The 13,197-nt window shown below is 46.3% G+C and carries 11 protein-coding genes; 6 read left to right on the top strand and 5 right to left on the bottom strand.

What is annotated here, in order from left to right:
• Positions 1-4: 4 nt before the first annotated feature.
• Together AB4111_RS17515 and AB4111_RS17510 are read right to left on the bottom strand one after the other, a co-directional pair.
• The gene (locus AB4111_RS17515) at positions 5-568 is read right to left on the bottom strand and encodes a TetR/AcrR family transcriptional regulator (RefSeq protein ID WP_442032542.1); all 564 of its coding nucleotides are present in this window, start codon (positions 566-568) and stop codon (positions 5-7) included.
• Positions 561-1,775 (bottom strand): MFS transporter, encoded by a 1,215-nt coding sequence (locus AB4111_RS17510; protein WP_442032541.1) that lies wholly within the window; start codon positions 1,773-1,775, stop codon positions 561-563. Before AB4111_RS17510 ends, AB4111_RS17515 begins: the two co-directional genes overlap by 8 nt.
• Positions 1,776-1,992: 217 nt before the next feature.
• On the opposite strand from AB4111_RS17510, the gene AB4111_RS17505 reads away from it, so the two are divergent.
• Together AB4111_RS17505 and AB4111_RS17500 are read left to right on the top strand one after the other, a co-directional pair.
• Positions 1,993-2,799 (top strand): alpha/beta fold hydrolase, encoded by an 807-nt coding sequence (locus tag AB4111_RS17505; RefSeq protein WP_442032540.1) that lies wholly within the window; start codon positions 1,993-1,995, stop codon positions 2,797-2,799.
• 24 nt (positions 2,800-2,823) lie between these two features.
• Positions 2,824-3,807, top strand: a complete 984-nt coding sequence (locus AB4111_RS17500) for a sensor domain-containing diguanylate cyclase (RefSeq protein WP_442032539.1) — start codon at positions 2,824-2,826, stop codon at positions 3,805-3,807.
• 136 nt (positions 3,808-3,943) lie between these two features.
• On the opposite strand, the gene AB4111_RS17495 is transcribed toward AB4111_RS17500, so the two are convergent.
• Complete coding sequence (locus AB4111_RS17495; RefSeq protein ID WP_442032538.1) at positions 3,944-5,431, bottom strand: DUF5123 domain-containing protein; 1,488 nt, start codon at positions 5,429-5,431, stop codon at positions 3,944-3,946.
• A gap of 103 nt (positions 5,432-5,534) precedes the next feature.
• Between AB4111_RS17495 and AB4111_RS17490 the strand changes: the two genes are divergently transcribed.
• Positions 5,535-6,191: a DUF2625 domain-containing protein gene (locus AB4111_RS17490; RefSeq protein WP_442032537.1), complete on the top strand. Its 657-nt coding sequence runs from the start codon at positions 5,535-5,537 to the stop codon at positions 6,189-6,191.
• Positions 6,192-6,328: 137 nt separating this feature from the next.
• Here AB4111_RS17490 and AB4111_RS17485 read toward each other — a convergent pair whose 3' ends face one another.
• Positions 6,329-7,669 (bottom strand): MFS transporter, encoded by a 1,341-nt coding sequence (locus AB4111_RS17485; RefSeq protein ID WP_442032536.1) that lies wholly within the window; start codon positions 7,667-7,669, stop codon positions 6,329-6,331.
• A 237-nt stretch (positions 7,670-7,906) separates the two neighbouring features.
• On the opposite strand from AB4111_RS17485, the gene AB4111_RS17480 reads away from it, so the two are divergent.
• Positions 7,907-8,290, top strand: a complete 384-nt coding sequence (locus tag AB4111_RS17480; protein WP_253439615.1) for a VOC family protein — start codon at positions 7,907-7,909, stop codon at positions 8,288-8,290.
• 81 nt (positions 8,291-8,371) lie between these two features.
• Positions 8,372-8,572 carry a hypothetical protein gene (locus AB4111_RS17475; RefSeq protein ID WP_105599858.1) on the top strand — a complete coding sequence of 67 codons (201 nt, stop codon included), beginning with the start codon at positions 8,372-8,374 and terminating at the stop codon, positions 8,570-8,572.
• A gap of 141 nt (positions 8,573-8,713) precedes the next feature.
• Here the strand turns inward: AB4111_RS17475 and AB4111_RS17470 are convergent, their stop codons facing one another.
• Entirely contained in the window at positions 8,714-11,365 is a 2,652-nt protein-coding gene (locus tag AB4111_RS17470; RefSeq protein WP_442032535.1) for a cation-translocating P-type ATPase, read from the bottom strand.
• 404 nt (positions 11,366-11,769) lie between these two features.
• Here AB4111_RS17470 and hcp point away from each other — a divergent pair, with 404 nt between their 5' ends.
• A complete protein-coding gene (gene hcp, locus AB4111_RS17465) occupies positions 11,770-13,062 on the top strand; it encodes a hydroxylamine reductase (protein ID WP_442032534.1) in 1,293 nt (430 codons plus the stop codon).
• The last annotated feature ends 135 nt before the right edge of the window (positions 13,063-13,197 follow it).

Here is a 13,197-nt window from a genome sequence, read left to right as displayed (position 1 = left end):
TCGGTTAGCGTTGGATGCCTGACCAGAAGACATTCCAGGTGGTCGCCAGAGCTTGTTCATAGGATTGCCGTGTCTCATACACGAGCTGTACATCCAATCCATCCATCATGGTAACAAAGGCTACTGTGGCTTCTTCCGGACTCAGGCGTATATCGGGATGTTTGGTAAAGACGGCTGCTAACTCTTCCTTCAGTGTTCCGAGGTACGTTCGATATTGGGCCAACACAAAATCATGCACCTCCAGTGGTGTGATAAATGACAGGATATACATAAAAGCGACGTTCGGATGGGTCAGGAAACGATTTTTGTGTTCATGCAAAAAGGCATACAGTTGCTGATCCAGAGTTTGGGTAACAGACTCACTGAAAAATTGGCGTACAAACTGCTGTTCCTCCTGCACAACTTCCTCGTATAACTCCAGCAATAACGCTTTTTTGGATGAATAATGATAAGCCAGAGATTGCTTGCGAATGCCTGCTTCTTCGGCAATCTGCGCCATCTTGGTCCCCTCGTAACCCAGACGATTAAAATGTTGAATGGCAATTTCCTTGATTCGTTTTTTACTCAATGTCTACCTCCAGTTGGCGAGCGGTATACCTCTGCTGTTTTTGGGAGTATACCGAATGTAACAAGATATATACCACAAAAATACCTATAGAGATAGCATACACCACCGTATAGGAAAATGCAGAAGCCACCACGCCCAGGATCAACGAACCACCGCCAATCCCGAGGTCAAAAAAATTAAAGAAGGAAGCCATCGCATTTTCATGCTCATGTTCCTCGACAAGATTCACACACCAGGTCTGGATAGCCGGGAATATGGCACCAAAGCCAAAGCCGTATAACGCGCCAGCTGTCAGGAACTGCACATCATTCCGGGCGATCGTCAGAACGAGTAGTCCTGCGATTGCAAACACGGCAGAAGGCAACAACACGGAGCCTGGACCGTGTCGATCAAACATTTTCCCGGAGAACAATCGGACGGCGAAGCTGGCAATAGCGACGATAAAGAAAAACCAAGCGACATTGTTGAACTCTCTCTCGGCAGCAAATAAAGCCACAAAGGACATGATGGAGCCGGCAGCAATGCCAACCAGCATGATCAACAACGAAGGAAACAGTACTTTCTTTTCGATCAACTTAACGGTTGCGGCAGGAAGTTCAGCGTTTTCGTTATCAGGTAACCCCTTGGGCTTTCTGGATACAAACACTGCCATCAGGAGAGCTAGCAGCAAAATGCACATGCCTCCCATAAACAGGCTCTGATAGTCATACTTAAACAACAGACTGGTACCAATCAAGGGACCGATGGATATGGCGACGGTCTCGCCTACCCCAAAATACCCCATGCCTTCTCCTCGGCGATCTCTTGGAATGTTTTCTGTAGCAATCGTCGCAAAATAGGTTGTTGCCAAACCAAATCCGAATCCATGGATCACTCGAAATACAAGAATCATCCCAATACCTGACGATAGGTAGTATGCGCCTGTCATGAATGCACAGATGGTTATGCCGATAATTAACAGATACTTTTTATCTATTCGTGTCGCTAAAACGGACGTGAAGGGTCGAATCAAAATGGCAGAAAACATAAATATGCCGGTAACAAGACCGATCTGTGAAGCTTCTCCCCCCAAACTGGAAACGAACAATGGCAAGGTGGGAAGTAACATCTCAAAGGCCATAAACAATAGTGCGTTGGCTAACATGATGAAAATAAATGATCTTCCCCAGAGTTGCTGAGGTGTAGGGCTGGTAGTAGAAGTGCTCATAGGGTCCTCCGTGTATATTGATCTCTGTCGGCCGACATGTTGAAATGATCTTACCTGACGATAGTCAGATTGTAAAGTGCGTTTCGATATGCAATCATGATTTTTTTGGAGCAGGAGAGAAGTATTTATTAATTTTCAACCCCTATCCCAACATTTTCCGATATAATAATCTGATAAAATGATTCAAGTGAATACTACCTCGGAGAGGTGATATGAAATGACGGTTAATGTACTTGTAAGAAATAATGTTAAAGTGCTTGGCTCGGGTAGCCAAACGATTGTATTTGCTCATGGTTTTGGGTGCGATCAGGATATGTGGCGTTACATTGTTCCAGGTTTTATGGACAACTACCGTGTGGTGTTGTTTGATTATGTTGGATCTGGCGAATCTCAAATTAACTACTATGATGCTGTCAAATATAGCAACCTTCAAGGATATGCTCAGGATGTGCTGGAAATTATGGAAGCGCTTGAGCTAAGGGACACCATATTTGTCGGGCATTCCGTCAGCAGTATGATTGGTATGCTGGCATCAATTCAGAACCCCCAATATTTCAAACAAATCATTATGTTGGGGCCCTCCCCGCGTTACGTGAATGATCTGCCGAATTATTATGGAGGTTTTGATCGGAATGATATCGATGAATTGCTTGAGATGATGCAGATGAATTTTATTGGATGGGCGAGTTATCTGGCACCCATTGTGATGAACAATCCGGAACGGAAAGAACTGACGGAGGAATTGGAGAAAAGCTTCTGCTCCAGAGATCCGCATATTGCGAGACAATTTGCCGAGGTGACGTTTTTATCGGACTGTCGTATTGATCTGAAGCAGGCAACTGTGCCAACATTGATTCTTCAGTGTTCCGAGGACAGTATTGCCCCGGTTGAAGTAGGGGACTATTTACATGCTCATCTGAAAAATAGCAGGTTACAACAGATGACGGCCAAGGGACATTATCCGCATCTAAGTCAACCGGAAGAAACGATCCGAATGATTAAGAATTATTTGACTGGCGCATAAAATTCGGGAGAAAGGCTGTTATTAATGGATACTCAACTAGATTCAGCGCCCTGTGGATACTTCTCTATCTCTGATTCGGGCATTGTACAATCGATTAATCAAACTTTTCTGACGATGCTTGGATATGAACGCGATCAGCTTATAGGGCATCATATTGAGTCAACCATGTCGGTGAGCAATAAGGTATTTTTCCATACGTACTTCTATCCTTACATCCAGTTATACGGACATGTGGACGAGATGTATTTCACGTTTCGTACCCGTGATCAGCGGGCTGTTCCCGTGCTTCTTAACGGTGTTCGTCAGACACGTAACGGGGAGAGCGTGGTAGATTGTGTCGTGGTTGTCATGCGTAAGCGAATCGAACATGAGAAGGATATTTTGCATACCAAAACCAAGCTGCAAGAGCTGTATCAAGCGACGCAAGAAGCGAACAAGGAGCTTGAACGATTACACGAGGAATATAAGATCAAAGAGCAGGCGTTAATCAAAGTGAATGATCAGTTGGAGACACTGGCCTCCACAGACTTGCTGACAGGATTGAAGAACCGCAGGTTTTTCCAGGAAAAAATGCTTGAAAGTTTGGCATTGTTCCGTGAGAAACAACGTTATTTCTCCCTTCTGGTTGTGGACATTGATCATTTCAAAAGCATTAATGATACGTACGGGCATCCCATTGGAGATCTGGTACTCGGCAATTTGGCGGGGCTGCTGCAATCGTTGTCGCGAAGTACCGATGTGGTTGCACGTTATGGCGGAGAGGAATTTGTTATCATTCTTCCAGATTGTGAAGAGGAGCAAGGGATGGGTATTGCAGAAAGATATCGTTCACAGGTTGCTTCAGCCGACTGGGGTGAATATAACATTACCGTGAGTATCGGTGCGGCCACTGTCGTAGAGGAAGATACGGAACAGTCCTTGTTCCAAAAAGCGGACAACGCCCTGTATGCCTCCAAAACCGGAGGACGAAACCGGGTGACACATTCAGCCCAGATGGTAAAAAGTTAAGGATGGCTGAATTGCATCAAAAGAAACGAGAAGGAGCCTGTGCACAATGGGGGAAATGATCCCACATAACACAGGCTCCTTTTATTTGTGTGATAATAGGCGGGGCTAATTCCACCTGAATAGCATCAGAATAACTTTACCGCGGAGCAAGGTAGCCATACGACTTCACGGGAGAATTCGCCTGAAGACGGAAATCTTCGCTCGGTTCATTCATAAATGCCGGATTCACATATATGGAGTGCGCATCGTTGCCAGATCCCTTCATGTAGGCGGCGATGCCGGAGTAGGCTTTATTTTTCCAAACCCACAGGGCATCTTCCTGTTCTCCTGGTGAATAATAGACATTATGGTCAAACACATTGCCGGTATTGCTGGTATATTCATTGTATATCAGTACTTCCGAGCTGCCCGATACGAGAATGTTGCGCATGAACGTATTGTTCTTCGTCCGTGACTGTATGAATAACTGTCCATTGCCCGCATTCAGGGTATCATTCCCTACAAGCGTATTGTACATAATCTTGCTATCCTCGGTAGCTCCTCGTTCCTCGTCATAACCTCCCATGGCAATGCCCGTCAATCGGTTGGAATAAATCAGGTTATCACGCAAGGTAATGTTGCTGGTTGACCGCCCGGCATGCTCTGAGGCTATCTCAATTCCGATGTCGCTCCGGTATACCCGGTTCTGGTCGATGATATGATCTTTCCCGCCATCGACATAGATGCCACCAGCCGAGTTGCTATCATTGGGCAGGTCTGTTCCATAGGAAGGATTGTTATTGGACGTAATATCGTATACTTCGTTGCCTCGTACAATGCCGTTCCGAGCCTGATCGTATGTGTCGTCCTCGGACGTACCCTCGTACCCGATCAGATCAATACCAATATTGTCGGAATCATGGATGATATTGTTCTGTATGGCAAAGGTATCGACATTACCGTTGACTGCAAGTGACTCGCTGGAACCAAGGGTAAGATCATACAAATCATTATCCTTGATGATGATATCGCGTAATGCTTGAGGGTGCTCTGTGCCATATATGGCAATACCGTGGGCATCCCTGCCCATCAAATCGGGACCCTCAGGAGGTGCATAACTAGCGATCGCGTGTATGGTGTTACCCAACAGTTGAATATGCTCACCTGCCCCGTGGACATAGATCCCGGTTGGAACCTGGCCCCCCAGTGTGGTCGTGAAGTTACGAATTTCGAGATTTTGAATGGTGATATAACTGGCATTATCAATTTCAATCAGTCCTTCGATGCCACGGACAGCGAGGCCTTCACCATCAATGACGACATTCTCTTGCGGATAGCTGGAAAATAGGGTCGGATTACCGGAGGAATGGCCACTCCGGGTGATTTTGACTTTCTGATGATAGACACCTTCACGCAGATAGATCGTGCTTCCTGGCGAAGCATGGTCGGCAGCGTGCTGCAACGTTTTCCAAGGAGATTGAATGGTTCCTTTATTCGCGTCGTTTCCTTGGGGTGATATGTAATGGATGACCTGGGGATCAGACTTTTGAACAGAAACGGGTTCCTTCATGGCAGATGTATGATTCTGACAACCGGATACGAGCACCATCAGAATCGGAATCATAAGTATAACTACGCGAATCAAATCGTTTCCCCCTTGAATTTAGCTTTGAAGATAGATTATAGCAGATTTGAACGGGTTAATAAGCCATGATATGCTTCTTATCAAATCAGGGAGGAGACTGCTCATGAATACATTAACTGTAGCTGAATTAGTAGATCGGGAGAATCACGCATGGGAAGAACTCAAGGAACTTCTGGATAGCGGGCAAAATACATATGTGTATGTTCCAACAAAGCAGGAGATTGGAGAGGATGTCCTCTATCGTCTGCAAATAAGCACCAAATCCTATTTGGGAGTTGTTGCTTATGAGACAGAAGGTATTGTACTGGACCATGGCTGGATCACGCTGCTTGGTGCGGGTGGTGACAGTACATATGGAAGCCTCACCAGTTGGAATGGTGTGAGTGAGCAACCTTGGGTAGATGTTCTGGAAGGTATGATGGTCGTCGCATATGATGTGGCAGGTGGTTTCTTCGGACTGGATACAGGCAAATATGGCCGCACAGGAGAGGTCTATTATTTTGCACCGGATACATTGGAATGGGAATCGACAGAACTGACATATTCAGGTTTCGTCAACTGGCTCGCAAATGGTGACCTGGAGCAGTTCTATCAGACGTTTCGCTGGAAAGGTTGGCAGGAGGATATGGCACAGCTCCAGACAGGACAAGTATTCGCGTATTATCCACCACTTTGGACGCAGGAAGGTGGCGGGGAGAGCAGCAGCAAATCCCCAATTAGCATCATGGAGGCCTGGAAGTCAGCACTGGACGGGAAATAGTTGGCATGCTGCTTGAGAAGGATAAGGAGCGGTGGCGATTTCACGGAATGCATACTCATTTTTGAAACTGAAACCTCCTGTCCCAATTCGAAAAAAAGGCTCGCGCTAAGGCGCGAGCCTTTTACCTGTGGAACAATTTAACTACCGGATGCAAGATGTTCAATGCCTGAGCGTGAAGCTCTGCTATGCCAGACGGTCAGACCCAGTGAAACAATGCAGACGAGCAACAGACAAGCGTATACCACATGATAAGCTTCCTCTACTGATACTCCCGGAATGCTGTGCAACAGCAACCCGCACACGGCTACAGATACCGATCCACCGAAGAACTGAATCAATTGTAACATCCCCATTCCTGAACCAATCTGTGCCTTGGGCAGCACACGTGACGCTTCATTATTCAATGAAGCCATGGATGCCGAAAGTGCCGGTGAGAAAAAGAGATAACCACTGGTAATGATCAGGGCGGATTGATCAAGTCCGAGCATGAATAAGGCAAGTACCGCTGCGAGCAGAATGTGTCCGATGATCATAAACCGCATATTGCCATAACGGTCGATCCAGCGTCCGACGAAACGGGTGCAGAATGCTGCAACAATGGCTCCTGGAGCAATCAGCAAACCAATGGCGAGCGATGAGCGTCCATATAGATCTGCGAGCACAAGCGGCATCAAAAACAGATTGCCCAGATTCACGACCAGCACGCAGAATCCGATAAGGATTAAGCGGGTGTATCCTGGTGTTCGAAACACTTGTGGATTCACAAACGGAAGACTCGCTTTCCGAATATACAGGAGGTGTGCAACAAGTGAAATAACGCCAATGGCGAACCATAACCAGGACTGCTGGGTGATCGCGACGAGAAGTGTAGTGGCATTAATGACGGTTAGTATGGCACCAATAACATCAAATGGCTGATCCGTTTTGACGGATTCACGTGGGAGAAAATAGAGCAGGACAGGCAGGGCGAGCAGGACAAGCACGGTTATGGCAAAAAGCCCGTTCCAGCCCCAGTACTCGCTAATGAGTCCGCCGACAATAGGGCCAAGTCCAAAAGCCATGGCGCTGCCTGATGAGATGAGTGCGATGGCAGCTCCGCGCCGTTCCACAGGGATGTAACGACTCGCGATGACGAGACCAAGACCGGCCATCACCCCTGCACCTGCAGATTGCAGAATACGTGTGAGCAACAGGATTGCGAAGTTATGTGCGAACAACCCCAGCAATGAAGATAACCCAAGGATCAGGAGCCCGACCGTGAGCAGTTTGCGTACCGGAATACGGTCTGATAATCGACTGTATATCACCGTCGACAGGGCGTAACCAATGGAATAGCTTGAGATGACCCAAGAACCCAGGTCTGAGGTAATCTGTAGATCATGAATAATGACGGGCAACGAAACATTGAACATGGTGGTGTTCATCACAACGATGAACAAGCAGCACGTCCAGAGTGGCATGACAATTTTATCTTTCACGTGACCATTCCTGTCTTATCTATGAATGTGAATTCGGATAGTACTTTGATGAAAATGTGATGAAAAGCAATATATCATTTTACACTCCATTTTAATATATGGCAATAATGTCATACTGAATATCAGTTAAATTTAAGTGATGTAGAATTTTAATTTATAGACTAGTTTCCTGAAATTGGGTAAGATGATGGTTGGAATACATAACTAGTTTTGATTATATTCTAAGGAGTTTACAGGATGAATCACTTATTATTGATGTCCCACAGCGTATTTCCGACGCTGGATATGAAGCGAACCGCGCAGTTTTATGAAGAAAAGATAGGCTTTCGGGTCGTTGAATATCTCGATGCCGCGGAACCTCATATCTGCCTGTATCGTGATCTTACCGAGATTATTTTAACCCAAAGTAATGGACAGAAGGTCATTCCCAACAGAGAATTATATGGTTATGGATATGATGCATATTTTATTACCAAGAATCAGGAAGAGCTTCAACAGGAATTGATCAACGCAGATGTGAAGATTGTTCGTGCCCTCAATCATACAGATTATAATAACAAGGAGTTTGTGATCGAGGATATTGATGGACGATGGATCGCTTTTGGCATCAAACAGGGGTAATTAGATACAGTACAGAAAACGGACTTATTAAATGCTAATAATGCTCAAATTGATAGCGGAGTATGTGAGGGAGTTATCTACATGGTAGAAGGAATTTTGTTGTTGTTTGCCCAGATCGGTTTAATTATTGGAGTGGCGTTAATAGCATCCGGATTAACAAATGGTTCAAAAGGGAAAGAAAAGTTCAATTGGTCGGCGACCTTCCCCACGGTATCCTGGGGAATATGTATCCTGATCCTGTCCATCTGTTGGTTGGTATATAGATATCAACTTAATGCTTAGCAATTTCGAGGATGCCTTAGAAAACATAAACATCAGTATGGATGAGAAGTGTATTCTTTGACTGTGTAAAAAAATACGGTAAACAAACAGGCGCTCCGATAACGGGCGCCTGTTTGTGCATACGTACGATATCTGCAGATCTTATGCCGCAGTAACTTGTTTGCCGCGATTGCGAACCCACTTGATGACATCCATCAGAATGACGGCAGCAAGAGCGAGTCCACCTGCAATCAGGAACTCATTCCAACCGAATGTATCCGGGATGGCGAAGACGCCGCGTACACCTGGAATTAGTGTGATTGCATAGAGACAGAGACATACTAGAATGGAACCAAGCACGAATTTATTGGTCATGAAGCCTACCTGGAAGATGGTTTGTGTATTGGAACGTGCTGCAAAAGTTTGCAGACTGCGTGCCAGAATCAAGGTGGTGAAGGCCATAGCTACGCTGATTTCCTCTGAGATGCCAAGCCCGATATATTGAGATACGATAACAGCTGCACCAATCAGGACACCACGTGTAATTACAGCCTGCAGGGTTCCGCCTGCGAAGATTCCCTCGTTAATGTCACGTGGTTTACGCCGCATGACATCTGGCTCGGGCTTCTCTGTGCCCAAAGCGATGGCAGGCAGGGAGTCGTTCACCAGATTAATGAACAGCAGCTGAAGAGCCGTAAATGGATTAACCCAGCCGACGATCAAGGCAAATAAAATGGCGATAATGGCGCCGAGGTTACCCGCGAATAGGTAAGCAATTGCTTTTTTGATATTATCAAATACCATCCGCCCAACGCTGACTGCATTCACAATGGAGACAAAGTTATCATCCGTCAGAATCATGGCAGCGGCATCCTTGGCGACATCCGTTCCGCTACCCATCGCTACGCCGATGTCGGCCTGTTTCAGCGCAGGTGCGTCATTGACTCCATCTCCGGTCATCGCTGCAACCTTGCCTTTGCGTTGCCATGCACGCACGATCCGGATTTTATTCTCAGGTGATACTCTGGCGTATACCGAGATGTGTTCCAGTTTTTGATCCAGTTCCTCATCGGACATTTTGTCCAGTTCGGCGCCGGTAATGGCGAGATCATCCGGTTCGGCAAGGCCGATATCCACACCGATGGCCTGGGCCGTCGTTTTGTGATCTCCGGTAATCATGATGGTGCGAATGCCCGCTTTTTTGGACTCTTCAATCGACCCGTATACCGCTTCACGCGGTGGGTCAATCATCGCTGTCAGGCCAACTAGTGTCAGATCATGCTCGTCATCAATAGTGACCTGGTTTTTGTCATCAAATTTTTTGTACGCATAGGCCAGTACGCGGAAGGCACGTTTGGAGAAGGCCTCATTTTTCTCTTCAAATTGTGTGCGAATCTCGGGTGTGAGGGGCTGAACTTCACCATTGATAAACACATGACTACAGCGGCTGAACAGCACATCCGGTCCACCTTTAGTTAGCAAAGCCGTCTGTCCTTCAAATGTATGAACGGTACTCATGAGCTTTCGATCCGAGTCAAAAGGAAGCTCGGCTTCACGTGGGAACTGGTCACGGATTTCATTGTAATCCTTGTTTACCCGGTTGCTGAAGGCAATGAGGGCCACTTCGGTTGGATCACCCAATTCCTTGCCTTCCTGGTTAATATTCGAATCATTGCAGAGTACTGCAATATGTAACAAACGTCGTTCCTCTTCCGACCACTGATCGGGATCATCGGGGAATTCGTCTTTGGTACCATGGGGAATGTAATAATCGACGACAGTCATTTTATTCTGAGTAAGTGTTCCTGTTTTATCCGTACAGATGATACTGGCCGAACCGAGCGCCTCCACGGCAGGCAGTCTGCGAATGATCGCATGTTGTTTGGCCATCTTATTCGTACCAAGTGACAATACGATCGTCACAATGGAGGAAAGCGCCTCAGGAATGGCAGCAACCGCAACAGCTACAGCAAACATCAGTGCATTTACGATGGATGGCCCGATATTCTCCGTACCTTCGGTCAACCATACACGACCGGCTTCAATACCAAAGATGAGAATCGACAACCCCAAGATGAAAAAGCCCAATTTTTTGCTGAATGATTCCAACTTGCGCTGTAACGGCGTGTTCTTGGCTTCGGCATTTTCGATCAGTTCGGCAATTTTACCAATTTCCGTCTTGAGAGCCGTACCTGTAATAACAAGCATGCCTCGTCCATATACGACCAGTGAGCCACTGAAGGCCATATTGCGACGATCTCCGATTGGAGCTTCATCCGGGATGGTATCGGCGTGTTTCTCCGCAGCTTCGGATTCTCCGGTCAGCATGCCTTCGTTGATTTTCAGACTTCCTGACTCCAGGATACGCCCGTCTGCCGGGACATAATCACCTGCATCCAGCATAACAATATCACCGGGAACGAGTTCCCTCGCTGGAATGGTTTTTTTCTGCCCGTCACGAATGACTTTGGCTTCGGGTGCAGACATTTGTTTCAGCGCGTCAAGCGAACTCTCGGCTTTTTTGGTCTGAACTACGCTGATTACCGCGTTGAGCAATATAACCAGGAATATGATCAACGATTCAATCAGGTGTCCAAGTACAACCTGTACCGCGGCTGCAATCAGCAGCACGATGACCATCGGATCTTTGAAATTTTCGAGGAACAATTTCCAGACAGGTGTTGCATCTTTCCCTTTTAACTCGTTATATCCTTCCGTTTCAAGTCTCTTTGCAGCCTCGGAGGTCGTTAGTCCCTTGGAGGAACTCTGTACATCCTGAAGGGTTTCCTCCGCACTGTGTCTATAATGTTGCAATTGACCAGCTCCTTGAATATTAGATTTCTCTCTGTGTATTACCCTTACGGGCAAAATCTAGAATCGTTTCATTTCCATATCTTTTTAGATTATAGAATTTATATGTTTTCAGCGGAGCTGAAGGATTCGATAGTCGCAAGAATCGTAACTGCTAAACCACGAATTTATCACCATCGAAAGTGCTTCGATCAGAAGTTTTTCTTATGTACACAGTATTTTTCATAATGAGTCGAGATATGCTTCTTTTCCAATATTATTATTTCCAGTTTGGAGGATAGTCTCAGAGAACCATGATATAGATGTTTGATCAAAAACTGTGTGCACCATCACACTAGCGCATATCAGGGTCTGTTACGCTATTACATAACGAACGGCGTTTAATCTAAGTTTGGAGGGGAATCCATATGTTTTGTTATCAATGCGAACAGACGCCGAGTGGCGGGTGTACCGTGGTAGGGGTTTGCGGCAAAAACGAAACAATCGCAAGCTTGCAGGATACGATGATCTTTGCGTTAAAAGGCATCGCTGCTTATGCGACACACGCACGCCAGTTGGGATATTCTGATCCTGAGGTGGATCGGATTACACATGAAGCATTATATATGACATTAACGAACTCGAATTTTAATGTACAGGAACATCTGGATATGGCAATGAAGGTAGGTAATGCAGCAATCCGCATTATGGACGTGCTGGATCGTGCGCATACGGACCGCTTTGGTGTACCGCAACCGATTACGGTCAGCCAGAATCAGATCGAAGGACAGTGCATTGTGGTGACGGGACATAATCTGTATGCATTGGAGGAGCTGCTGCGTCAAACTGAAGGTAAAGGAATCAATATCTATACCCACTCGGAAATGTTACCTGCGCACGGTTATCCGGCACTGAAGAAATATGCCCATCTGAAGGGCAATATCGGTAAAGCCTGGTACGATCAAAGAAGACTCTTTGAACAATTCCCGGGTGCCATTCTCGCAACGACCAACTGTGTCATGCCGATCAAAGGCACATATGCAGACCGCTTTTTTTCATACGAAGTGGCGGGTCTGGAGGGTGTGGCCAAGATTATGAATGATGACTTCTCACCTCTGATTGAGCGTGCATTGTCACTGCCTGCGGCTGATGTACAGTCGGAGCAAGTCTTAACGACAGGATACCACCATGAGACCGTGATTGGGCTTGCGCCCGAGATTATTCAAGCGGTGAAAGACGGCCATATCCGTCGATTCTTCGTTATTGCAGGCTGTGATGCACCAGGCAAAGGCGGCAACTACTATCGTGAACTCGCGACATCATTGCCAAATGATACCGTAATTCTGACAACATCCTGTGGCAAGTTCCGCTTCAACGATGTGGATTATGGTACGGTTGGAGACACGGGTATCCCGCGTTATATCGATCTGGGTCAATGCAACAATTCCGGTTCTACGGTGAAAATTGCATTGGCTTTGGCGGATGCTTTTGGCTGCACCGTCAACGAGTTACCTGTCAGCATCGTCCTCTCCTGGTTTGAGCAAAAAGCAGTTGCGATCCTGCTCGGCCTGTTCAGCCTCGGCATTCAGGACATTCGGATTGGACCGAAACCGCCTGAGTTCATATCGGAAGGGGTCCTGGATGTACTCGTGGATATGTTCGGGCTGAAGTTAATTACAACAGCAGAAGAAGATATGAATGCCATGTTGGCACTGTCATAAGTGGATAAAATGGAACATATAGAAGACGTGTTAGAGCCTGCGCTTGTGCAGGCTTTTTTGCTACGTAAACAATGTCATAGGTCAATATACCTTGTATAAATAAACATGTAATGTCAGGGAAATTAGTTTTTTTAT

The sequence above is a fragment of the Paenibacillus sp. 2KB_22 genome (genome assembly GCF_052115745.1).
Taxonomy (GTDB): domain Bacteria; phylum Bacillota; class Bacilli; order Paenibacillales; family Paenibacillaceae; genus Paenibacillus.
The sequence above is the reverse complement of the archived record's forward strand: the minus strand, read 5'-3'. Positions and strand labels throughout refer to the sequence as shown.

Coding starts and splice junctions, on each gene's coding strand:
- AB4111_RS17480 (WP_253439615.1), top strand. CDS start 7,907: ATGAATCACTTATTATTGATGTCCCACAGCGTATTTCCGACGCTGGAT.
- AB4111_RS17505 (WP_442032540.1), top strand. CDS start 1,993: ATGACGGTTAATGTACTTGTAAGAAATAATGTTAAAGTGCTTGGCTCG.
- AB4111_RS17490 (WP_442032537.1), top strand. CDS start 5,535: ATGAATACATTAACTGTAGCTGAATTAGTAGATCGGGAGAATCACGCA.
- hcp (WP_442032534.1), top strand. CDS start 11,770: ATGTTTTGTTATCAATGCGAACAGACGCCGAGTGGCGGGTGTACCGTG.
- AB4111_RS17500 (WP_442032539.1), top strand. CDS start 2,824: ATGGATACTCAACTAGATTCAGCGCCCTGTGGATACTTCTCTATCTCT.
- AB4111_RS17510 (WP_442032541.1), bottom strand. CDS start 1,775: ATGAGCACTTCTACTACCAGCCCTACACCTCAGCAACTCTGGGGAAGA.
- AB4111_RS17475 (WP_105599858.1), top strand. CDS start 8,372: ATGGTAGAAGGAATTTTGTTGTTGTTTGCCCAGATCGGTTTAATTATT.